The organism is Streptomyces sp. SDr-06, from assembly GCF_003324565.1.
Classification (GTDB): domain Bacteria; phylum Actinomycetota; class Actinomycetes; order Streptomycetales; family Streptomycetaceae; genus Streptomyces.
On sequence record NZ_QOLA01000025.1, the window covers coordinates 1 to 20,630 of the forward strand.

A 20,630-nucleotide genomic window follows, 5' to 3' on the forward strand; every position below is an offset into this window, starting at 1 on the left:
CGTCGCGGGCCTCGCCCTCGGCGCGGCCACCGGACAGCTCACCCTCGGCATCGCCATGGCCGTCATCGGCACCGCCATGGCCTGGGGCGACCAGTGGCTCATCCTCCGCACCCTCCGCCACGCCCAGCTCAAGGCGGCCTGACCCCGCCGGGGCTACTTCCCCCGCGCCAGGATTCCCCGGTTCTCCAGGAACGTCAGCACGTGCCCGCACTCGCGACAGGCCAGCGCCATCAGGTAGCTCTTGCTCGCGAACATCTTGTCCGGCCGGAAGAACCTGGCCACGAGGTACGAACTCCCCGAGTGGCTCGTGCTCAGCTCGACAGTCTCAAGCCCCCCTTCGCACAGGGGACATGACGCCGGAGGCGCGGGCGGAAGGTGTGGTATCGCCATGGCGGGATCCTACGTACGGGCCCCTCAGGACGAGGTGACCTCCCCCAGGAACCGCGTCCACGCCACGGCCCCCACCAGCAGGACGGGCCCGTCCGGGACCTTGCTGTCCCGCACCGGAACGACCTCCCCGCACCCGTCCGCCACCTCGACGCAGTCCCCGCCCTCGTCATTGCTGTACGAGGACTTGCGCCAGGCTCCGGCGGCCACCTCGACGCAGCTCCCGCCGTCCGCGTTGCTGTACGACGACTTGCGCCAAGCGCCTTCGGCCACCTCGACGCAGCTTCCGCCCTCCGCGTTGCTGTAGGACGACTTCCGCCAGCGGGCGGTGGCCAGAGAGCGCGATATCTTCATGCTGCGTAGTCCTCCATCGCCGCCCGAATCAAGGACAGGGACGCGTCCGGCGACAATGCCACGGCCCTGCCCAGATCGTAGGTCTTCGCATAGCGGGCGACCAGGGCAGGAGCGTCCAACAGCTGGCCGGAGTGCGCGTTTTCGGTGTATACGGCCGGAGGCGCGTCAGTGAAGGACATGAGAGCGAACATGCCGTTCATCAAGGGGTGTGCTCCGGTGGCCAGCGGAAGTACCTGAACCAATACTCGATGGCGCTCGATCAACTCGACGATGTGAGCCAGCTGTTCGTACATCACCTTGCTTCCACCGACCGGTGTGCGAAGCACGATCTCGTGCAGGGTGAACCACAGCTCGGGGGACGTTGGGTTGTCCAGCAGCCGAGACCGGTCCTGGCGGGAGGTGACGTTCTTTTCGATGTCCTCCTCGGTGGCCAGCGGCCTCGCCGCTCGTGTGTAGGCCCGGGTGTAATCCGGGATCTGAAGCAACCCCGGCACGATCATCGGCGCGTACTCGCAGATCGCGGAGGCCATCGCCTCAAGCTCCGCCGCCAGGCGGAAGTACTCCGCGTGTTGCGAGGCCTGTTCCATCGCCTCGCACATGCGGGTCAGGATGCCGTCCGTGTGCAGCGCGGCATCGAGGAGCTTGGCCATCTCCTTGGTCGGGCGGCGGGTCGCGGCCTCCATTGGCCGATGTACGTGCCCGAGCAGAAGACGAGCGCGCCGAGCTCCTCCTGGGAGAGCCCCGCCGCCTCCCGCTTGCGGCGCAGTTCGGTGCCGTAGAAGGCGCGGGGTGAGTCCCACGGGTTGAGGTCCTTGGGTCGCATGCGCAACTCCCTGGTGCAGCACAGCTGTTGGACGAATCAGACGTACTGCTGACCGAGGATAGCTGCGTACAGTCACGTCACGCGCACGGAACGTGAAATCACCCGTATGGCGCCAGTCGGTGCGGCAAGCCATTACATATGCCGCATTACGGCTACTTTCCTCAGTTATGGGAGTTTCGAGTTCCGTGAAGCGGATGCTGGTCGGGCGGCCGCTGGACACCAGCAGGCTCGGTGAGACGCTGCTGCCCAAGCGGCTCGCGCTGCCGATCTTCTGCAGCGACCCGCTGTCCTCGGTCGCGTACGCCACCGAGGAGATCCTGCTCATCCTCGCGCTCGGCGGGGCCTCCCTGCTGCATCTGACCTGGTACGCGGCGGCGGCCATCGTCTTTCTGCTGGTGGTCGTGGTGGCCTCCTACCGGCAGACCTGTTACGCCTATCCGGGCGGGGGCGGCGCCTACATCGTGAGCGCCGAGAACCTCGGGCCCACCGCCGCGCTCACCGCGGCCAGCGCGCTGCTCGTCGACTACGTCCTGACCGTCGCCGTGTCCGTGGTGTCGGGCGTCGCGGCCATCACGTCCGCGATTCCGTCCCTGGCGGACCATCAAGTCGCCCTGTCCGTAGCCTTCGTGGTGGTGCTCACCGTCATGAACCTGCGCGGGGTGCGCGAGTCCGGGCGGGTCTTCGCGATCCCCACGTACGGCTTCGTGTTCGTGATCTACGTGATGTTCGTGTTCGCCGCCGTACGGCTCGCCACCGGTGCCACCATCCGGGCCGAGTCCGCAGCGCTGCCCATCCAGGCGGCGGGGACGTACGCCGGGATCGCCGTCGTGCTGCTCGCCATGCGTGCCTTCGCCTCCGGGTGTACGGCGCTGACGGGCGTGGAGGCGATCAGCAACGGCGTACCGGCGTTCCAGAAGCCGAAGAGCCGCAACGCCGCCAACACGCTCGCCGCGATGGGCCTGTTGTCGGTCACCATGTTCGCCGGGATCACCGCGCTCGCCATGGTCTACCAGGTCCATGTGGCCGCCGATCCCACGGAGTTGGGGCTGCCCGCCGGTACGGCGACGTCCACCGCGCTCGCGCAGATCGCGCGGGCCACGTTCGGGCATGTGGACATCATGTTCTACCTGGTGCAGGCCTTCACGGCGGGCGTGCTGGTGCTTGCCGCCAACACCGCGTTCAACGGCTTCCCGATGCTCGCCTCGATCCTCGCCCGCGACCGGTACGCGCCGCGCCAGCTCTACAACCGGGGCGACCGGCTCGTCTACTCCAACGGTGTCGTGCTGCTCGCGCTGGCCGCCATCGCGCTGATCGTGGCCTTCGACGCGCAGCTGACCCGGCTGATCCAGCTGTACATCATCGGCGTCTTCGTCTCGTTCACGCTGTCCCAGGCGGGGATGGTCAAGCACTGGCGCAAGGAGCTCGCCACCCCGGAGGGCCGGGAGCGGCGGCGGCACATCCACCGCTCGCTCGCCATCAACACGGTCGGCGCGACGCTGACCGGGCTCGTCCTGATCATCGTCCTGATCACCAAGTTCACCCACGGAGCCTGGCTGGTCATCATCGCGATGCCGCTGCTTTTCTTCGGCATGAAGGGCGTGCGGCGCCACTACGAGCAGGTCGCGCGGGAGGTCGCCGTCGAGCCGGACGCCAAGCCGCGCCGGCCCGCGCGCCACCACGCGTTCGTGCTGGTCTCCAGTGTGCAGGCGCCCACCCTGAAGGCGATCGGCTTCGCCCAGGCGCTGCGGCCCGACACGCTGACCGCGCTCTCCGCCGCCGCCGACGAGGACGCGGCCCTGCTGCGCGAACGGTGGGCCGCGTACGACCTGGGCGTACCGCTGACGGTCATCAACTCGCCGTACCGGGAGGTCGTCGGCCCCGTCCTCGCCCATGTGAAGGAGACGGCCGACTCGGATCCGGGCGCGATGGTGTCGGTGGTCATCCCCGAGTACATCGTGGGCCACTGGTGGGAGCAGCCGCTGCACAACCAGAACGCGCTCCGGCTCAAGGCCCGGCTGCTGTTCATGTCCGGGGTGACCGTCATCGACGTGCCCTACCGGCTCCAGTCGGCGCGCAAGGGCGAGCCCGTGAAGAGGTGAGGCGGCCTGGGGCGCGGGGCGCTGCCCGCGCGGGTCGCGCGGGGTACCCGTAGTACTTGCGAGCCACCCCCTACCTCTGGGGGCGTACCCGCCAAGTGGGCTCTCCAGCGCGACGCCGGTGATGCCCGCCGCTTCGTAACTTCCGTATCGACAACGGTCATTCACCGGTACGGAAGGGTTCCTCATGGCGTCGCGCGATCCGCATGACCGGTCTCCGGGCACCAGCAGCCACCGCTTCGGGCGGCTGCGCCGCACTCTGATCGCCGCGCTCGTGGCCGCCTCGGTGGCCGTACCGCTGTCGGGCGCGGCCCGGCCCGCGTCCGTGGCGGCCCCGGCCCCTGCCGCTCTCGGCCCGCTCTCCGTCGCGGGCCTCGACGGCCGGTACACGGCCAACCGCGGCAACATCCTGGCCGCCGAGAAGTCGGCCGAGGACCACGGCAACCACCGCCGGGCCGCGGCGCTGAGCGCGATGGCGGACCCGGGGCGCCACTTCCTCTCCTTCGACGGGCGCGACGGCGGACGCACCGCCGAGGTCTTCGGCGACCTGGCCCGCGCGCGGCGGATCGCGGTCCTGGTCCCCGGTTCGGACACCAACCTCGACCTGTACGCCCGGCTCCGCGACGGCGCGACGGCCCTGTCGAACCGGCTCGGCCCGGACACCGCCGTCATCGGCTGGATGGGGTACGAGACCCCGGCCACGGTGAGCCCGGAGATCCTCACCCCGGGCCGTGCCAACGACGCCGCACCGCAACTGACCGCATTCCTGGCCGGGTTGAGGGCGGCGAAGCCGTTCGCCCGCACCACCCTGCTCTGCCACTCGTACGGTTCGGTGGTCTGCGCCAAGGCGGCGTCCGGCGCGGAGGTGTCCGACATCGTCCTGTACGGCAGCCCCGGCACCGGCTTCGACACCGCGGCCGCCCTGCGCACCCGCGCCACCGTGTGGGCGGGGCGGGGCGGTGCGGACTGGATCGCCGACGTACCGCACACCAGCCTCCACCTCCCCTTCGTCACGGTGGGGTTCGGCACCGATCCGGTCTCGCGCCACTTCGGGGCCCACGTCTTCGACGCGGGGCGCGGCGGCCACAGCGACTACCTCAGGCCGGGCACCGCGTCGCTGGAGAACATCGCCCGGATCGTGAACGGACAGCAGCCGATCGGACCGGCGCCGGTCGGGCAGCCCCTTCGGGAGGACCGTCGTGCGTGAACTCATCCGGCGGATCGACGCCGCGACACCGGCCGACCGCGACCGTTCCGTGGACGCGCTGCGGGCCTTCGCCATCCTCGGGGTGGTGCTCGGCCACTGGCTGGTCACCGCGCTCGTCCTCGACAGCGGCACGGTGCACGCCGCCAGCCCCCTCCAGCACATGCCCCACCTGGCGCCCATCTCCTGGGCGTTCCAGACCCTGGCCGTCTTCTTCCTGGTGGGCGGGCAGGTCGCCACCACGAGCTATGCGTCCGCGCGGGCCCGGGGCACGACGTACGGGCAGTGGCTGCGGGCCCGGCTCGGCCGGCTGTTCCGTCCGGTGGCGGCGGTGCTGGTGGTGTGGCTGGTCGCGGCGGGCGGGCTGCTCGCGGCCGGTGTCGGCCTCGACACCGTGCACACCCTGATCAAACTGGTCCTGTCCCCGCTGTGGTTCCTGCTCGTCTTCGCCGCCATGACGGCGGCGACCCCGCTCGTGTCCCGGGTGCATCCGCTGTGGCCGCTCGCGGTCGTCCTGTACGTGGACGTGTACCGCTTCGGCAGTGGCGGGGAGGCGTGGGCGGGGTGGATCAACCTGCCCGCGGGGTGGCTGGTGCCGTACTGCCTGGGGGCGCTGTGGGCGCGCCGGGGTGCCGGTACGTCGCTGCGGACGACGGGGTGGGTGCTGCTGGTCGGCGGCGCGGCCGCCACCACGCTGCTCGTCCTGTTCGCGGGCTACCCCGCCTCGATGGTCGGGGTGCCGGGTGCGGCGATGTCCAACCTGAACCCGCCGACGCTGGCCGCGGTCACGTTCGGCCTCGCGCAGTGCGGCGCCGCGCTGCTGCTGCTCGGCCCGCTGCGCCGGGCGCTGCGGCGGCCCGCGCTGTGGGCGGTGGTCGCGCTGGTGAACCTGTCCGCGATGACGATCTTCCTGTGGCACCAGACGTCGATGATGGCGGTGACCTGCCTCGGCCTGCTCGCGGGTGGCCCACTGCCGGGGCTGCACACCGTGCCCGACGGCGGTACCTGGATCCTCGCCCGGCTTCTCTGGCTGCCGGTGTTCGCCCTGATGCTGACCGTGTGCTGGCTGACGTTCCGCACGTACGAACAACCCCGGCGGGGAAGGTCGCGGGTGGTGCGCGAAGGGCGTCCCGCCCGGACGGAGGAGACGCGACATGCCTAGGGTGGCCTCCGTGAAGACGGGGGGAGCCGAACACGGGCGGGGCGCGCGGCGGTTGACGGTGGCCGGGCTGCGGGCGGTGCCGCTCGCCCTGCGCCAGGATTTGCTGAGCCCGTCCGCGCCGCGACCGCGGGGCGAGCAGCAGGGCTGGCTGGTGTGGCGGCCCGCGCTCGCGGTGCCGCTGCTGCTCCTGGCGGTGTTCCTGCTGGTGGGCGGGACCGTCGAGTACTCCCGCCGCTTCCACCTCGGGATGGAGATCGGGGTGGTGCTCGCCGGGGTGCAGGCGGGGGCGCTGGTCGCCGCGATGTACCGGCCGCTGCCGGCGTGGTGGACGACGACGGCCGTGACGGTCGTGGCCGCGCTGTGGGCCGAGCCCCGGGTCGATCCGGACGCGCTCTACCCCTGGAGCGGGGTGGGGGTCGCGGTGACCGCCGGGGTGCTCCTGTTCGTCGCGCTCACGCACCGGCCCCGGGTGGCGGTCGAGACGCTGGTGATCAGCCTGGTGGCGGGCCTGCTCTGCGCGATCCTCCACACCCGGCCGCACAACTCGCCGAGCGCCGGGCTCGCGGCCGTGTCCTTCTCCATCGCCGTGGTGGTGGGGGCGGCGCTGCGCGGGCGCCGGGTGGCCCGGACGCAGCTCGTCGTCCAGGAGGAGCTCACCGCCGAGGAGCGGGCCCGGCGCACCCTGCTGGAGGAGCGCAATCGGATCGCGCGCGAGCTGCACGACGTGGTGGCCCACCACATGTCGGTCATCTCCATCCAGGCGCAGGTCGCCCCGCACCTGGTGGAGAACCCGTCCGAGGAGCTGAAGGAGAACCTCGCCGGGATACGGCAGAACGCGGTCGAGGCCCTGACCGAGCTGCGCCGGGTGCTCGGCGTGCTGCGCTCGGAGGACCCGGCGGCCGAGGGCGTCCGGCACGCCCCGCAGCCCTCCCTCGACCGCCTGGACGACCTGGTCGCCAATGTGCGGGCCGCGGGTCTCGCGGTGACCACCGACATCGTGGGCACCCGGCGCGCGCTCTCGCCCGGGGTGGAACTCTCCGCCTTCCGCATCGTGCAGGAGGCGCTGAGCAACGCGATGCGGCACGCGCCGGGGGCGGCGGTCCGGGTGGTGGTCGCCTACCAGCGGGCCGGGCTCGTCGTGCGGGTCGGCAACACCGCGCCCGACCGGCCGGTCGCCCCGTCCCCCGGCGCCGGGCACGGACTGCTCGGCATGCGGGAACGTACTGCGATGCTGGGCGGCGAACTCGCCGCCGGCGTCACCCCCGACGGCGGCTACGAAGTGACCGCCACGCTCCCGCTGAACCCGCTTCCACCGAAGGGCAGCCCATGACCATCCGTGTCCTGATAGCCGACGACCAGATGATGGTCCGTCAGGGATTTACGGTGCTGCTCAACGCGGAGCCGGACATCGAGGTGGTGGGACAGGCGGTCGACGGCCTGGACGCGGTGGCCCGCGCGGCCGAACTCGCCCCCGATGTCGTCCTGATGGACATCCGCATGCCCGAACTGGGCGGCATCGAGGCCACGCGGCGCCTCATGCGGACGGAAGGCCTTGAGGCGAAGGTGCTCGTCCTGACCACCTTCGATCTCGACGAGTACGTGTACGAGGCGCTGCGCGCGGGCGCCTCGGGGTTCTTGCTGAAGGACGCCTCGGCCGACGAACTCGCCCACGCGGTACGGGTGGTGGCGTCCGGCGAGGCCCTGCTCGCGCCGAACCTCACCAAGCGGCTGATCGCGGAATTCTCGCGGCTCACGGAGTCGGCGCCGAAGGCTCCGCTGAAGGAGCGGGTGGGGGTGCTGACGGAGCGCGAGACGGAGGTGCTCTCCCTGATCGCCCAGGGGCTGTCCAACGCCGAGATCGCGGCGCGTCTCGTGCTGGCGGAGCAGACCGTGAAGACGCACGTCAGCCGGGTGCTGGTGAAGCTCGGGCTGCGGGACCGGACGCAGGCGGCGGTGTTCGCGTACGAGTGCGGCCTGGTCCGGGCGGGGAGCTGAGCCCGGGGCCCCGCCCCGGACCCCGCCGGGGCTCCGCCCTGGGCGCCGGTCGGCCCCGCCTCGGCTGCGGACCGTGCTCGCTTCTCGCGCAGTTCCCCGCGCCCCTGGGGGTCGGTGCCGACCAGCACCGACCCCCAGGGGCGGAAGGGCCCTCTACAGCCAGCCCCCGAACCTGCGGACGTACCAGCCCTTCACCAGCTGCGTCAGCGTGCAGTACGCGAGGAGCACCCCGATCAGCCACGGGAAGTAGCTCATCGGCACCGGCACGAAGCCGATCGTCGAGGCCAGCGGGGAGAAGGGGAGGAACAGCCCCGTCGCCACCGCGAGGAGGGTCATCACCATCACCGGCCACGTCGCCCGGGACTGGAGGAAGGGGATCCTGCGCGTGCGGATCATGTGGACGATCAGGGTCTGCGACAGCAGGCCCTCGATGAACCAGCCCGACTGGAACAGCGCCTGGTTCGCCTCGGTGTTCGCGCCGAAGACGTTCCACATGATGGCGAACATCGCGATGTCGAAGACCGAGCTGATGGGCCCGATCGTCACCATGAAGCGCCCGATCCCCTTGGCGTCCCAGTTGCGCGGCTTGCGCAGGTAGTCCTCGTCCATCCGGTCCCACGGCGTGGCCAGCTGGGCGATGTCGTACACCAGGTTCTGCACCAGGAGCATGATCGCCAGCATCGGCTGGAACGGGATGAACGCCGACGCGACCAGCACCGAGAAGACGTTGCCGAAGTTCGAGGAGGCCGTCATCTTGATGTACTTGATCGTGTTGCCGAACGTCGTGCGGCCCTGCACCACGCCCTGTTCGAGCACCGTGAGGTCCTTCTCGAGCAGGATGATGTCCGCCGACTCCTTGGCGATGTCGACGGCCGTGTCCACGGAGATGCCGACGTCCGCGTCCCGCAGGGCCGCCGCGTCGTTGATGCCGTCCCCGAGGAAGCCGACCGTGTGCCCGCGGGTTTGCAGGGCGCGTACGATCCGGGCCTTCTGGACCGGGTTGACCTTCGCGAACACCGTGGTGGTGGCGGCCAGCCGGGACAGCTCCGCGTCGTCCAGGGCGTCCACCTCGGGACCCGTCACGACCGTGCCCACCTCGATGCCGACGTCCGCGCAGACCCGCGCAGCGACCAGCTCGTTGTCGCCGGTCACGACCTTGACCGCGATGCCGTTGTCGGCGAGACCGCGCAGCGCGGCGGCCGCGTCCGCCTTCGGCGGGTCGAGGAAGGCGAGGAAGCCGACCAGGGTCAGGCCGGACTCGTCCGCCACCGTGTACGTGTCGCGCGGGTCCGGCATCGTACGGGTGGCGACGGCCAGCACCCGCAGGCCCCGGCGGTTGTTGTCCTCGGCGGTGCGGGTGACGTGCCACCGCAACTGGTCGGTGAGCTCCACGCGCTCGCCCCGGTCCACCAGGTGTGTGCACAGGGCGACGACTTCCTCCACCGCACCCTTGGTGATGAGGACGTGCTCGGGCCGGCCGGCCGCGCCGGACAGGCCGTTGCGGTTGAGGACCACGGACATCCGGCGCCGGGCGAAGTCGAAGGGGATCTCGTCGACCATCGTGAACCGTGCGTCGACGACAACCTCCTCGGCCTCGTTGACGCGGTCGATGACCGCCTGGTCCATGAGGTTGCGCAGCCCGGTCTGGAAGTGGGCGTTCAGATAGCCGTACTCCAGGACCTCGCTGTCCTCGGTGCCGTGCACGTCCAGGTACCGGTCGAGGACGATGCGGTCCTCGGTGAGCGTGCCCGTCTTGTCGGTGCACAGCACGTCCATCGCGCCCAGGTTCTGGATCGCGTTGAGCCGCTTGACGACGACCTTCTTCTTCGCCATCGCGACCGCGCCGCGCGCCAGGTTCGCGGACACCACCATCGGCAGCATCTCGGGCGTCAGGCCGACCGCCACGGCGACGGCGAACAGGAACGCCTCGTCCCAGTCGCCCTTCGTGAGCCCGTTGATCGCGAACACGACCGGCACCATCACCAGCATGAACCGGATCAGCAGGAAGCTGACCCTGCGCACCCCGGTGTCGAAGTTGGTCTGCGGCCGCTCGCCGACCAGCGAGCCCGCCATCGACCCGAAGTAGGTGTCGGCGCCGGTCGCGACCACGACTCCCGTAGCCGTACCGGACGTTACGGACGTCCCCATCAGGCACAGGTTGCCCGCCTCGACGGGGTCGGCGGTCGTGCAGCGGTTCTCCTCGCCGTCGCGCACGTCCGTCTTGGCGACGGGCAGCGACTCCCCGGACAGCGCGGCCTGACTGACCATCAGGTCCTTGGCGGTGACGAGCCGCAGGTCCGCCGGGATCAGGTCGCCCGCCCCCAGCTTGACCAGGTCGCCCGGGACGACCTGCTCCATCGGGATCTCGACGGTGGTCGTCAGCGCGCCGCGCCCGGCCCGGCGCTGGACGGCGGTGGTCGTGGTGACGAGCTGCTTCAGCGCGTCGGCGGCCCGCCCGGAGCGGAACTCCTGCCAGAAGCGCAGCAGCCCGCTGATCGCGACCATCACGGAGAGGATGACGACACCGGGGTCCGCCGGGTCCTGCCAGTACATGACGGCGGCGAGGAAGACGAGTACGGCGATGAACGGGTTCGCGTACGCGCGGGCGAGCTGGGCGTACCAGCGCGGGGCCCGCTCCCGCGCGACCGTGTTGAGGCCGTACCGCTCCTGGCGGTCGAGCACCTCGGCCTGGCAGAGCCCGGCGCGGTCGACTCCGTACTCCCTGAGTACCTGGGCGGTGGGCTGTGCGGCGATGGCGCCGAGCCGCGCGCCGACGGCCCGGGTGCGGGCCTCCAGCTCGGCCGCGTGCCGCTCGCGACGGCGGCGCCGGCCCGGCGGTGCGAGCTTCTCGGGGGTGGGGGTAGGGGTGAGCGTGGTCATGACGAGACCTCCCTGGGGTCGTCAGGTCTACGGGGGTGTGTGTTCCGCGTCCGCGTGGCCGATGGAGGGCATGCGGACGTGCGGGCATGCGGGCACGCGGGCACGGCGAAGGTGCGCGCGGAGGGCGCGTGCGGTGCGGGAGAAAGCCGGTCGGTCAGCCGACGGGCAGGGCGCGGCGAGGACTTCGGTCGGGACTCATCCCGAACACCTCCTCGCTGCGGGCACGGCTCCGATGGGTCGTCGAGGACACCACGGCCGTGCGGTGGGTGCACGGGCGAGGTCCGCCCGTGCGGTGGTGGGCGCACGGCGATCACGGTCGGCCGTGCGGTGTGCGCGGCTTGGTCGGGGACGCTCGCCGTGCGCTTACTTGCGTCGATTCGAAAGTAGCATATGTGCGCGGACGCGAAAGTAGGTCGAAGGTCCCGTGGGCCCGGCCTTCCCGAGCCGCGTCCGCCGACGCGGCTCGGGAGAGGGGTCCCGGCGCCCGGTGCCGCTCGCGCCGATCTCGTCCGGGCTCAGCCGCGGCGGCGCCGCAGGAGCAGGAAGCCGCCGGCCGCGGCGCTCGCGGTGGAGACCGCGGCCAGGGCCTGGGGGGCGGCCGAGTTGCCGGACGACGCGGGCGAGGCCGCGGGGGCGGTGGCGGCCGGAGCGGTGACGGGGTCGCCGCCATGGCCGTGGTGGCTCACCGTGGAGTGGGACGTGCCTGCCGCGATCCGCTGCTCCGACGGCGCCGCGGCGGCCTTGGCGGTGCTGGCGCCGTACACCACGTCGGAGCAGCTGTAGAACGCCTCCGGGCTGTCGTCGCGCTGCCAGACCTTGTAGATGATGTGGCGTCCGGTGCGGGCGGGCAGCGTACCGGTGAAGTTGTAGTAGCCGTCCGTCGCCGTTCTGGAGGTCTGGTAGGTGGCGACCGGGGTGTCGTCCAGGTCGGACCACTTCAGGGGCTTGGTCGGGTCGAAGCCCTGCTTGGTGATGTACACCGTCATGGTGCCCGAATGCGCCGCGGTCACCCGGAACTTGAAGGGGAACTGGCCCGCCGAGACGCTGGTGGACGGCCAGTCGGTCCGGGCCCAGTCCAGCGCCCGGTACTTGTCCCGGTTCGCCGAGCAGAGCTTGCCGTCGGGGATGAGCTGGCGGGACTGGCCGTTGGCGTTGGCGATGTTCACCTCGTTCCAGTCGTACAGCGGCTGGGTTCCGGAGTCCGCCACGAGGTCCTTGCACACCTGCGACACCGGGTGCTCCGGACCCTCGGCGTAGCAGGCGGCGATCCGGCTGACCGGGTTGAACATGGCTCCGTGCGCGGAGGCGGACGTCGGGGTGAGGGTGAGGAGCGTCAGGGAGGTCGCCCCGAGGACACCCAGGGACGCTGCGGTACGCCGAGCGGACATGCGAGTGCTCCTTGATCGTGGGGAGTTCGGGGCGGCGGTGGCGAGTTGGGGGCGCGCCAAGTCGCCCTCTGGTAGCGGTACTTGAGAGACTGGCATTGGTCTGGACCAAGTCGCAAGGGGTGTGCGGGGGCTGTGTGGGGGATCGTCGGCCGGGTCGTCGGCCGGAGCGAGGGAGCGAGGGCGGTTCGGGCGGACGGCCGGTCGGGACATGCGCGGATGTCCAGCGGCCGTTCGCCCGCCTCCGGCCGGTTCACCCCCGGCTGTCCCCCGGCCCTCCGTCGAGCCTTCGCCGGTCCTGTGCCGGGCGGGACCACCACACGCCCTCGCCGTGGGTCAGGCCGGGCAGGCGGCGTTCGATCTCCGCCGCCCGGCGGGCCGCGACCGTGCCGCGCAGCAGCCAGCCCCCGGCGGCGGCCGTGCTCTCCTCGATGAGCGCGCCCAGGGAGGTCAGGTGCCCGGCCACCGGGGCGAGGGAGGCGGCCGGGATCTCCAACTCGAAGGCCAGGTACGGCTCGTAGAGCTCGGTCCCGGCGTTCCTCAGGGCCTGGTCCAGGACGATCCGGGTCAGGGCCCGGAAGTCACCCGCGGTGCTGAACACGCTGGAGAACCCGGAGCGTACGAGCGTGACCGCGCAGTCGGTGACCGCCCAGCCGAGCGGGCCCGCGCGCAGGGCTTCGTGCACGGTCTCCTCGATGGCCTGATGGAACGCGCGGGGGAGCGCGCCCAGCTCGGTCTCGTACCGGAAGGCGTTCCCGCTGCCGTACGGGGCCGCCTCGACCCGCAGCCCGATGGTCGCCCAGTGCCCGGTGGGGGCCGGACCGCGGTACATCTCCACGGCCGACTCGCCCGTCCCGGCGGGGCGTTCGGTGCACACCGTACGGCTCGGCTCGAACGCGGCGTCGATGCCGTACGTGTCGGCGAGGGTGGCGGCGATGACCTCCTTCTGCACTTCCCCGTACAGGAACACCGAGGTGGCGCCGCCCGGTTCGGTGCGGGCGCGGATCAGCGGGTCCCGCTCGGCGAGGTCCTTGAGCGCCGCGTTCAGCCGGGCGGCGGGCCCGGTGCCGGGCTCGCGGGGGTGTACGACACTCTGGAGAGTGGGGGCGGCGAAGCGCGGCGCGCGCTCGTGCGGGCGGCCGAGGTGATCGCCCACGCGGATGTCGGGCAGGCCCCGGAGTCTGCCGATGTTGCCCGCGGTCAGGCGGGCGGGGGCGCCGGGGGCCGACCCCGGTGCCGTCTCGGCCCCGATGATGTCCAGGGAGGTCGGGCGGCCGGTGTGGGTGCGGGGCCCCGTGCCGCCGGAGTCGCCGCCGGGGGAGGTGAAGATCAATGGCTGACGCGCCGTCACTTCGCCCTCGAAGAGCCGCAGATACGCGGTCTTGTGCCCGGACTCGTCGCGTTCCACGGCGAACACCGTGCCCCGGGGAGGGGTGTCCGGCGCCACGGGATCGGGGGCCGGGAGCATTGTCACCAGGGCGTCGATCAGAGCGGCGACGCCCTCGCCCCGGATGGCCGAGCCGAAGTACACCGGATGCACGAGGGCCTTCGCGGTCTGGTCGGCGAGGGCCTTGTCGAGTTCGGCTGGGGTGGGGGGCGGGCCGTCCACCACACGGGCCAGGAGTTCGTCGTCGTGTTCCGCCAGCAACTCCCCCATGCGGGCGGCGAACTGGAGGCCGCCCGGGCGGGGGTGCCGGTACGTGAGGGGGGTGGCGGTGGCCGCGCGCGTGCCCAGGTCCCGTACCGCTGTCATGGCGATGGCGTGCGGGGTCAGTGCGCGGCGGATGTCTGCGAGGAGGGTGTCCGCGCGGGCGCCGGGGCGGTCGATCTTGTTGACGAAGACCAGCGTCGGCAGGCGGATCTCGCGCAGGGTGCGCATCAGGACGCGAGTCTGTGCCTGGACGCCCTCCACGGCGGACAGGACCAGGACCGCGCCGTCCAGCACGCCGAGGGCGCGCTCCACCTCGGCGATGAAGTCGCTGTGACCCGGGGTGTCGATGAGGTTGACCTGGGTGTCGCCCACGCGGAACGAGGCGACGGCTGAGCGCACGGTGATGCCGCGCCGGCGCTCGATGGCGTCGGTGTCGGTCTGAGTGGAGCCGTCGTCCACCCTGCCGAGCCGGTCGATGGTGCCGGTGTCGAACAGGAGACGCTCGGTGAGGCTGGTCTTACCGGCGTCGACGTGGGCCAGGATGCCGATGTTCAGGGTTCGCATGAGTGCGGGGTTCTCCGAAGGGTGCCGTGAGGTGTGGGCTCTGGGCTGCTTCGAAGAGACGGCGCATCTGCTGCTCCCGCGGGGGTGGGGGTGGGGTCCGCGGGGTCAGGTTAGGGGGAGGGGGGTCGAGGGCGCGAGCCGTTTTCCCGGCGGCGGTAGGTCGGCGGAGCGGCCGGCCCAGCCCCTGGGGGCTCCGCCCCCAGCCCCCCGTTCGCGCCTTAAGGGCGCTCGTCCGCAAACTCCCCCAAGGCCTTAAGGGCCAGGGGGGACCCCCATGACGGGCTGAAGATGCGCATGCTGGCCAGCGCGGTGCTGTTAGGGGCGCGGGGAACTGCGCGAGAAGCGGGCACGGTCCGCAGACTGAAGCGGGGTTGGGGGCGCGGGGAACTGCGCGATCGGTCACGCACGGTCGGCGGGCGAAGGCGGCTTTTGGGGGCGCGGGGAACTGCGCGACAGGCCACGCACGGTCCGCGGGGGGCCGGGGGTTTGGGGGAGGGGTGGGGTGGGGCGAGGGCCCGGGACAGTAGAGTGCGGCACCAACCCCCGCACACCCCGAGGTACACGTGAACACCCACCCCGCCCCCACCCCCGACGTCACCGTCATCGGGATCGGGGCCGACGGGTGGGACGGGCTCGCGCCCGCCGCGCGGGACGCGGTCATGGGCGCCGGGGTCGTCATCGGCGGAGGGCGTCAGCTCGCGCTCGTGCCGGACGACTGCCCGGCGCAGCGGGTCGCGTGGCCCACACCGCTGCGGCCCGCCGTGCCGGGGCTACTCGAAGCCCACCGGGGCCGCCGCATCGCCGTGCTGGCCAGCGGCGACCCCATGTTCTACGGCATCGGCCGCACCCTCACCGAGCTGCTCGGCACCCCGCCGCGCATCCTGCCGCACCCCTCCTCGCTCTCGTACGCCTGCGCCCGGCTCGGCTGGGCCGTCGAGGAGACCGAGGTCGTCACCGTGGTCGGGCGGCCCCTCGCCAGGATCGCCGCCGCGCTGCACGACGGCCGCCGCCTGCTCGTGCTCAGCTCCGGCGCCGACACCCCCGCAGAGGTCGCCGCCCTGCTCCGCGACCGGGGCTTCGGGCCCAGCCGGATGCGGGTCCTGGAACAGCTGGGCTCGCAGGGCGAGCACTGCGTCGAGGGCGGCGCGGACCACTGGGACGCCCCGCCCGGCGACCCCCTCAACGTCATCGCCGTCGACTGCCGCCGCGCCCCCGACGCGCTGCGCCTGGGCGCCGTACCGGGGCTGCCCGACGCGGCGTACGAACACGACGGCCAGCTCACCAAGCGGCACGTCCGCGCCGCCACCCTCGGCGCGCTCGCGCCCGCGCCCGGCGAGCTGCTCTGGGACGTCGGCGGCGGCTCCGGCTCGATCGCCGTGGAGTGGATGCGTACGCACCCCTCCTGCCGTGCCCTCACCGTCGAGCGCGACCCCGTGCGGGCCGAGCGCATCGCCCGCAACGCCGACCGGCTCGGCGTGCCCGCGCTGCGTGTCGTCACCGGCGCAGCACCCGCGGCCCTGGCCCAACTCCCGTCCCCTGACGCCGTGTTCATCGGCGGCGGGCTCACCGCGCCCGGCCTCCTCGCGGCCTGCTGGGACGCGCTCGCACCGGGCGGGCGGCTCGTCGCCAACACCGTCACGCTCGAATCCGAGGCGCTGCTCGCCGACTGGTACCGGCGCCACGGCGGCGAACTCGTCCGGCTCGCCGTCGCGCACGCCGTGCCGGTCGGCGGCTTCACGGGATGGCGCCAGGCCATGCCGGTCACCCAGTGGGCCGTCGTCAAGTCCGCATCCGCACCCGTCAACACCCCTCCAGGAGCAGCCACATGACCGTGTACTTCATCGGCGCGGGCCCCGGCGCCGCCGACCTGATCACGGTGCGCGGCGCCCGCAGGATCGCCTCCTGCCAGGTCTGCCTGTACGCGGGCAGCCTGGTGCCGCGCGAACTCCTCGCGGAATGCCCCGAGGGCGCCCGCCTGGTGGACACCGCCCAGCTCACCCTCGACCAGATCACCGAGGAGCTGGTACGCGCCCACGAGGCCGGGCACGACGTGGCCCGGCTGCACTCGGGCGACCCGTCGGTGTTCAGCGCCGTCGCGGAGCAGATGCGGCGCCTGGACGCGGCCGGGGTGCCCTACGAGGTCGTCCCCGGGGTGCCCGCGTTCGCCGCGGCCGCCGCGGCCCTCAAACGGGAACTCACCGTGCCCACGGTCGGCCAGACCGTCATCCTGACCCGCGTCGCCCAGCGCGCCACGGCCATGCCCGAGGGCGAGGACCTCGCCACCCTGGGCCGCAGCGGCGCGCTGCTCGTGCTGCACCTGGCCGCCGGATACGTCGACCGCGTCGTCGAGGAGCTCCTGCCGCACTACGGCGCCGAGTGCCCGGCCGCCGTGGTCGCCTTCGCCTCGCGGCCCGACGAGCTGATCCTGCGCGGCACGCTGGCCGACATCGCGGGCCAGGTGAAGGAGGCGGGCGTGGTGCGCACCGCCGTCATCCTGGTGGGCCGCACGCTGGGCGCGGCCGAGTTCCGGGACAGCCACCTGTACTCGGCCGACCGGCACCGCTGCTGAGCCAAGCTCACGGCCCCGCGGGGTTGCTCCGGCCCACCACGTGGCCCGCCCGGTCGATGCAGATCACGTCCACCGCGACCGGGGCTCCCCGCAGCACCCCGAGCGCCTCGTCGCGGGCCCGCGCCGCCACCAGGTCGCCCAGCGGCACCCCGGCCGCCGTGCACAACTGGAGCGCCGCGAGGCCGGTGTTGGCCTGCTCCACCTCGGCCGCCAGCGACTCCGGCGCGCCGCCCGCGCGGGCCAGGTCGGCCAGGAACGGCTTGTCCACCTGCGAGCGGGCCGAGTGCAGGTCGAGGTGGCCCGCGGCGAGCTTGGACAGCTTGGCGAAGCCGCCGCAGATGGTGAGGCGGTCCACCGGGTGGCGGCGTACGTACTTCAGGACGGCGCCCGCGAAGTCGCCCATGTCGAGCAGGGCGTCCTCGGGCAGCCCGTACTCCGCGACCACCGTCTTCTCCGACGTCGAGCCCGTGCAGCCCGCCACATGGGTGCGGCCCGCCGCCCGGGCCACGTCCACGCCGCGCCGGATCGAGTCGATCCACGCGGAGCACGAGTACGGCACCACGATGCCGGTCGTGCCGAGGATCGACAGGCCGCCCAGGATGCCCAGGCGCGGGTTCCAGGTCGAGCGGGCGATCTCCTCGCCGTGGTCCACCGAGACGGTGATCTCCACGTCCCCGGGGGCGCCGTGCCGCCCGGCGACCAGCGCCACGTGCTCGGTCATCATCTGGCGCGGCACCGGGTTGATCGCCGGTTCGCCCACCGGCAGCGGCAGGCCGGGCAGCGTGATCGTGCCGACGCCCGCGCCCGCGCGGAAGACCACGCCCGAGCCGGGCGGCAGCAGCCGCACCGTCGAGCGGATCAGCGCGCCGTGGGTGACGTCCGGGTCGTCGCCCGCGTCCTTCACCACGGCCGCCATCGCCCGCCCGGCCGCCAGCTCCTCCGCCGCCAGCGCGAACGCGGGTGTCTGCCCGCGCGGCAGCGTGATCGTCACCGGGTCGGGGAAGTCGCCGGTCAGCAGCGCGGTGTACGCGGCCGTGGTGGCCGCCGTCGCGCAGGCGCCGGTCGTCCAGCCGGGGCGCAGACCGGTGTGCTTGAGCTGGGCGCCGCGCCCGCCCTTCGCCTCACTCACGGCCGGGGCCCCGGTCTCGCCCGCCCGCGCCCTCATCGAGCAAACTCGTGACCATCGGCCTTGCCCACGCACCACTCATGACCGTCGGCCTGACACTCGCACCACTCATGACCATCGGCCTCACTCACGAACGGAACCGGATCCTGTGCACGTCTTGATTCTGGGGGGTACGGGCGAGGCCCGTCGGCTGGCCGGGCTGCTGCACGGCGCCGAGGTCTCCGGGCTGCGCGTGACGAGTTCGCTCGCGGGGCGGGTCGCCGCGCCCCGGATGCCCGACGGGGAGGTCCGTGTCGGGGGCTTCGGCGGACCAGACGGGCTCGCCCACTGGCTGCGTACGCACGAGGTGGACGCGCTCATCGACGCCACTCATCCCTTCGCCCGGACCATCAGTTTCAACGCCGCGTCGGCCGCGGCCGCGGCCCATGTTCCCCTGCTCGCCCTGCGGCGGCCCGGCTGGGTCCCCGGTGACGGCGACCGCTGGCACCCCGCGGACTCGCTCGACGAGGCGGCCGCGCTGCTGCCCGCGCTGGGCCGCCGGGTGTTCCTCACCACCGGACGCATGGGCCTGGCCGCCTTCGCCCACCTCGACGCGCTGTGGTTCCTGATGCGCTCGGTGGACGCACCCGAGCCGCCCTGCCCGGCCCGCATGGAGGTGCTGCTCGACCGGGGCCCCTTCACCCTCGAAGGGGAGCGGGAGATCCTGCGGCGGGCCGCCATCGAGGTGCTTGTGACCAAGGACAGCGGGGGCGCCGCCACCGCGCCCAAGCTCGCCGCCGCCCGCGAGGCGGGCATCCCCGTCGTCGTGGTGCGGCGGCCGCCCGTGCCGGACGGCGTGACCGTGGCGGCCACCCCCGAGGAGGCGGCCGCCTGGGTGCGTCAGTTCTCCGGGTAGCGGCGCGGGGTCCAGACGATCTCCTCGCCGTCCCCGCGCCGTACGGTCCGGGTCTGCGAGGAGCCGATCAGCAGGATGGTGCGCATGTCGACCTCTGCCGGGTCGAGTTCGGCCAGCCGCACGATCCGGACCCGCTCGGTGGGACCGCCCACGTCGCGTGCGACCACCACCGGGGTGTCCGGCGAGCGGTGCTCCAGGAGTAGCTCGCGGGCCTTGGCGACCTGCCAGGTACGGCTCGCCGAACCGGGGTTGTAGAGCGCGAGGACCAGATCGGCGGAGGCCGCCGCGTGCAGGCGCTCCGCGATGACCTCCCAGGGCTTGAGCCGGTCGGACAGCGAGATGGTCGCGTAGTCGTGGCCGAGCGGGGCGCCCGCGCGGGCGGCGGCCGCGTTCGCGGCGGTCACCCCCGGCAGGACCCGCACGGGGACGCCGGCGTACTCCGGCTGCGAGGCGACCTCCAGGACGGCGGTGGCCATCGCGAAGATGCCCGGGTCCCCGCCCGAGACGACGGCGACCTTCCTGCCCCGCAGGGCCAGTTGGAGGGCGAACTCGGCGCGCTCGGACTCCACCTTGTTGTCCGAACCGTGCCGCCGCTGCCCGGGGCGCTCCGGCACCCGGTCCACGTACGTGGTGTAGCCGACCACGTCGTCGGCGGCGGCGAGCGCGCCCCGCGTCTCGGGGGTCAGCCACAGCGGGCCCGCCGGGCCGGTGCCGACGACCACGACCTCGCCCCGCTCGCGCACGGGCCGCGTCGCGTCGATGCGGCTGGGGAGCACCGCGACGGAGAAGTACGGCACCGACTCGGGGTCGATGTCGGCGATCCTGCCGGTGCGCTCGCCCGCCATGGTGGCGCGCTCCACGTACCGCGCCTCGTCCAGGCGCCCCGAACGCTCCAGTGCCGTACGCACCTTGGTGAAGGTGCGGCCCAGCTTCATCACCACCGCCGAGTCGGTCGCGGCGAGCCGCGCGGTGAGCTCCTCCTCCGGCAGCGTGCCGGGCAGGATCGTCAGGATCTCCTCGGCCTCCACCAGCGGCTCCCCGAGCCGGGCGGCCGCCGCGCTCACCGAGGTCACGCCGGGGATCACCTCGGTGGGATAGCGGTGCGCGAGCCGCTTGTGCATGTGCTGGTACGAGCCGTAGAACAGCGGGTCGCCCTCGGCGAGCACGGCGACCGTGCGGCCCGCGTCCAGGTGCTCGGCGAGGCGCGCCGAGGCCTCCTCGTAGAAGTCGTTCAGGGCGCCCCGGTAGCCGCCGGGGTGGTCGGTGGTCTCCACCGTGAGCGGGTAGACCAGCTTCTCCTCGATGTGGTCGGCACGGATGTGCTTCGCCGCGATCGAGCGGGCTATGGAGCGGCCGTGGCGCGCCGAGTGGTAGGCCACCACGTCGGCCTCCGCGATGGCCTCCACCGCGCGCACCGTCATCAGGGACGGATCCCCGGGCCCGAGCCCCACCCCGTACAGCCGGCCGGTGGTCGCGCCGTCCCCGGTGCCGGTGAGGGCGTCGGAGGTGCTGTCGTCCTGCTCGCTGTTCTGCTGCATC

General features: G+C 72.7%; 17 protein-coding genes. 8 read left to right on the forward strand and 9 right to left on the reverse strand.

Annotated elements, in window-relative coordinates; all coding sequences use genetic code 11:
• Positions 1 to 153 precede the first annotated feature (153 nt).
• From DT019_RS40835 to DT019_RS40955, 4 genes are all read right to left on the reverse strand, one after another.
• The gene (locus DT019_RS40835) at positions 154 to 282 is read right to left on the reverse strand and encodes a hypothetical protein (RefSeq protein ID WP_262985357.1); all 129 of its coding nucleotides are present in this window, start codon (positions 280 to 282) and stop codon (positions 154 to 156) included.
• 132 nt (positions 283 to 414) lie between these two features.
• A complete protein-coding gene (locus DT019_RS32995; RefSeq protein WP_114040658.1) occupies positions 415 to 741 on the reverse strand; it encodes a DUF397 domain-containing protein in 327 nt (108 codons plus the stop codon).
• Positions 738 to 1,391: a DUF5753 domain-containing protein gene (locus DT019_RS33000; RefSeq protein WP_317617833.1), complete on the reverse strand. Its 654-nt coding sequence runs from the start codon at positions 1,389 to 1,391 to the stop codon at positions 738 to 740. The genes DT019_RS32995 and DT019_RS33000 overlap by 4 nt, the downstream gene beginning before the upstream one ends.
• Positions 1,346 to 1,564 carry a helix-turn-helix transcriptional regulator gene (locus DT019_RS40955; RefSeq protein WP_317617835.1) on the reverse strand — a complete coding sequence of 73 codons (219 nt, stop codon included), beginning with the start codon at positions 1,562 to 1,564 and terminating at the stop codon, positions 1,346 to 1,348. Before DT019_RS40955 ends, DT019_RS33000 begins: the two co-directional genes overlap by 46 nt.
• A gap of 194 nt (positions 1,565 to 1,758) precedes the next feature.
• Between DT019_RS40955 and DT019_RS33005 the strand changes: the two genes are divergently transcribed.
• From DT019_RS33005 to DT019_RS33025, 5 genes are all read left to right on the forward strand, one after another.
• Positions 1,759 to 3,663 (forward strand): APC family permease, encoded by a 1,905-nt coding sequence (locus tag DT019_RS33005; RefSeq protein WP_189390150.1) that lies wholly within the window; start codon positions 1,759 to 1,761, stop codon positions 3,661 to 3,663.
• A 184-nt stretch (positions 3,664 to 3,847) separates the two neighbouring features.
• Entirely contained in the window at positions 3,848 to 4,867 is a 1,020-nt protein-coding gene (locus tag DT019_RS33010) for an alpha/beta hydrolase (RefSeq protein WP_114040660.1), read from the forward strand.
• A complete protein-coding gene (locus tag DT019_RS33015; RefSeq protein WP_114040661.1) occupies positions 4,860 to 6,026 on the forward strand; it encodes an acyltransferase family protein in 1,167 nt (388 codons plus the stop codon). The genes DT019_RS33010 and DT019_RS33015 overlap by 8 nt, the downstream gene beginning before the upstream one ends.
• A 10-nt stretch (positions 6,027 to 6,036) precedes the next feature.
• Entirely contained in the window at positions 6,037 to 7,356 is a 1,320-nt protein-coding gene (locus DT019_RS33020; protein WP_411292761.1) for a sensor histidine kinase, read from the forward strand.
• Positions 7,353 to 8,021 carry a response regulator gene (locus tag DT019_RS33025; protein WP_114040663.1) on the forward strand — a complete coding sequence of 223 codons (669 nt, stop codon included), beginning with the start codon at positions 7,353 to 7,355 and terminating at the stop codon, positions 8,019 to 8,021. The genes DT019_RS33020 and DT019_RS33025 overlap by 4 nt, the downstream gene beginning before the upstream one ends.
• Positions 8,022 to 8,174: 153 nt before the next feature.
• On the opposite strand, the gene mgtA is transcribed toward DT019_RS33025, so the two are convergent.
• From mgtA to DT019_RS33040, 3 genes are all read right to left on the reverse strand, one after another.
• Entirely contained in the window at positions 8,175 to 10,901 is a 2,727-nt protein-coding gene (gene mgtA, locus DT019_RS33030; RefSeq protein ID WP_114040664.1) for a magnesium-translocating P-type ATPase, read from the reverse strand.
• Between the two features lie 515 nt (positions 10,902 to 11,416).
• Positions 11,417 to 12,289 carry a lytic polysaccharide monooxygenase gene (locus DT019_RS33035; RefSeq protein WP_114040665.1) on the reverse strand — a complete coding sequence of 291 codons (873 nt, stop codon included), beginning with the start codon at positions 12,287 to 12,289 and terminating at the stop codon, positions 11,417 to 11,419.
• A 250-nt stretch (positions 12,290 to 12,539) separates the two neighbouring features.
• On the reverse strand, positions 12,540 to 14,501 hold the full coding sequence (locus DT019_RS33040) for an elongation factor G (RefSeq protein ID WP_114040666.1): 1,962 nt from the start codon (positions 14,499 to 14,501) through the stop codon (positions 12,540 to 12,542).
• Between the two features lie 563 nt (positions 14,502 to 15,064).
• On the opposite strand from DT019_RS33040, the gene cbiE reads away from it, so the two are divergent.
• Both cbiE and cobM read left to right on the forward strand, forming a co-directional pair.
• On the forward strand, positions 15,065 to 16,330 hold the full coding sequence (cbiE, locus tag DT019_RS33045; RefSeq protein ID WP_114040667.1) for a precorrin-6y C5,15-methyltransferase (decarboxylating) subunit CbiE: 1,266 nt from the start codon (positions 15,065 to 15,067) through the stop codon (positions 16,328 to 16,330).
• Complete coding sequence (gene cobM, locus DT019_RS33050; protein WP_114040668.1) at positions 16,327 to 17,070, forward strand: precorrin-4 C(11)-methyltransferase; 744 nt, start codon at positions 16,327 to 16,329, stop codon at positions 17,068 to 17,070. Before cbiE ends, cobM begins: the two co-directional genes overlap by 4 nt.
• A 7-nt stretch (positions 17,071 to 17,077) precedes the next feature.
• Here the strand turns inward: cobM and DT019_RS33055 are convergent, their stop codons facing one another.
• On the reverse strand, positions 17,078 to 18,235 hold the full coding sequence (locus DT019_RS33055; protein WP_114040669.1) for a cobalt-precorrin-5B (C(1))-methyltransferase: 1,158 nt from the start codon (positions 18,233 to 18,235) through the stop codon (positions 17,078 to 17,080).
• 109 nt (positions 18,236 to 18,344) lie between these two features.
• Between DT019_RS33055 and DT019_RS33060 the strand changes: the two genes are divergently transcribed.
• Positions 18,345 to 19,091 (forward strand): cobalt-precorrin-6A reductase, encoded by a 747-nt coding sequence (locus DT019_RS33060; protein WP_114040670.1) that lies wholly within the window; start codon positions 18,345 to 18,347, stop codon positions 19,089 to 19,091.
• Here the strand turns inward: DT019_RS33060 and cobJ are convergent.
• Complete coding sequence (cobJ, locus tag DT019_RS33065) at positions 19,076 to 20,512, reverse strand: precorrin-3B C(17)-methyltransferase (RefSeq protein WP_411292762.1); 1,437 nt, start codon at positions 20,510 to 20,512, stop codon at positions 19,076 to 19,078. The genes DT019_RS33060 and cobJ overlap by 16 nt on opposite strands.
• Positions 20,513 to 20,630: the final 118 nt, after the last annotated feature.